This window comes from Conexibacter sp. CPCC 205762 (genome assembly GCF_030646155.1).
Classification (GTDB): Bacteria; Actinomycetota; Thermoleophilia; order Solirubrobacterales; family Solirubrobacteraceae; genus Conexibacter.
Genome location: NZ_JAUTDN010000098.1, coordinates 1 through 1,561, shown reverse-complemented (window position 1 = coordinate 1,561; position 1,561 = coordinate 1). Strand labels below are relative to the sequence as shown.

1 protein-coding gene and 1 pseudogene are annotated in these 1,561 nt (G+C 80.4%); both read right to left on the bottom strand.

All coding sequences use genetic code 11. The features are described 5' to 3' along the window. Positions 1 to 609, bottom strand: a 609-nt coding sequence (locus tag Q7L73_RS28570; RefSeq protein WP_304715800.1) for a hypothetical protein, incomplete at its 3' end; no start/stop codon positions are given. After that, positions 606 to 1,561 (bottom strand): annotated as a pseudogene (locus tag Q7L73_RS28565) (PKD domain-containing protein); the annotation flags it as partial. The pseudogene Q7L73_RS28565 and the gene Q7L73_RS28570, both read right to left, overlap by 4 nt.

The following is a 1,561-nucleotide window of genomic DNA, read 5'->3' as shown; positions in this document are numbered from 1 at the left end:
CGCGGCGGCGGCCGGCGCGGCGGTGGGCGGCGCGGGGGCGGGCGCGGCGGCGGTGAGGTCGGAGGCGCCGTCGATGGTGAAGACGACGCGGTCGCCGGCGGCGCTGAGCGCGACGCGCGGCGCGGCGGCGGCGCCGTCGCCGGGGCAGCCGCTCGTGCCGCCGCCGGCGTAGGTCAGGCCGGTCGCGGAGCCGTCGCGCGCGGAGACGAGGCGGTAGGCGCCGGGCTCCTCGGGCGCGAGCCGCAGGTCGCGCAGATAGACGTCGGAGCAGCCGCCGCCGCTGTCGTCGGCGGCGTCGAGCGCGGCGGTCGTCGTGAAGGCGACGAGCGCGCCGTCGGCCGAGATCGACGGATCGTCGGCGTCGTCGCCCGCGACCAGCTCCAGCGCCTGCGTCCGCAGGTCCTTGCGGTAGACGCCGCTGACGCCGGAGAAGCTGCCGCGGAAGGCGACGAAGCGGCCGTCGGCGGAGATCGCCGGCTGCGACGCGCTGTCCGCCTGGACCGCGCCCGTCGCCGACACGAGCACGCTCGGGGACCAGGTCGCCTGTGCCTCCCCTGATGTGAGCACGAGCGCTCCCACCGCGATGCAGACGGCGGCGGGAGCCTTCACCGCGCCTCCACCCAGATCGCGGCGGTGCGGCGGTTGCCGACGGCGTCGGCGGCGCGGACGCGGATCAGGCGGCGGCCGGGGCGGGCGTAGCGGTGGGTCGCGCGGGCCGCGCCCGCGACGGCCCGCGAGCCGTCGCCGAAGTCGATCCGGGTGCGTTCCTGCGCGAGGCCGGCGGCGCGGTCGCCGACGGTGACGCGCACGCGCCGGCCCGGCAGCCGCCGCACGGTCACGAGCGGCGCGGCGCCGTCGACGGGGACCGTCACCGCGGCGCTCAGCGTCTGCTGGCCGGCGGCGTCGGTCGCGAGCACGCGGACGGTGTGTCTGGCGTCGCCGAGGCCGCGCGCCGGCAGCGTCAGGAACCGTCTCGGGGCGTTGCGCACGACGGTGCGGCCGTCGAGCAGCACGTCGTAGCGGACGTGGCCGATCGCGTGCGGCGCCGGCTGCCAGTGGAGCCGCGCCGACGCCGGGCGGACCCAGTCCAGCGGCGCGCTGACGACGAATCTGGCCGGCGGCGCGAGCACCGGTGCCGCCACGATCGCGCCCGCCTCGGCGGATCCCTGGCGGAAGGCGACGAGCGCGTCGCCGAGCCCGGAGCCGCCCGCCGTCACGTCCTCGACCGCGCCGCTGACCGGCGCCGTCAGCGCCGCCGTCTGCCGCTGGCCGTCGGGGAACTCCTGCCGCACCGCGACGACCGGCCGCCCGCCGGCGTCGAGCGCCGGCCACGCGGTCGTGCCGCCGCCCGCTCCGGCGACGGCGAGCAGCGGCGGCGCGTCGCCGGTCGCGCTGCCGAGCGTCGCCGCCGCGGGAGTGGTCGCAGCCGTTGCCGCGCTGCTGCCGCTCGCCAGCCGCAGCGCGCCGCCCTCGCTCCACGCCGCCCGCCAGCGCCCGCCGGCGTCGACCGCGACCCGCGGCCGCCCGGCGAGCGCCGCCGTCGCAAGCCGCGCCGCCGGCC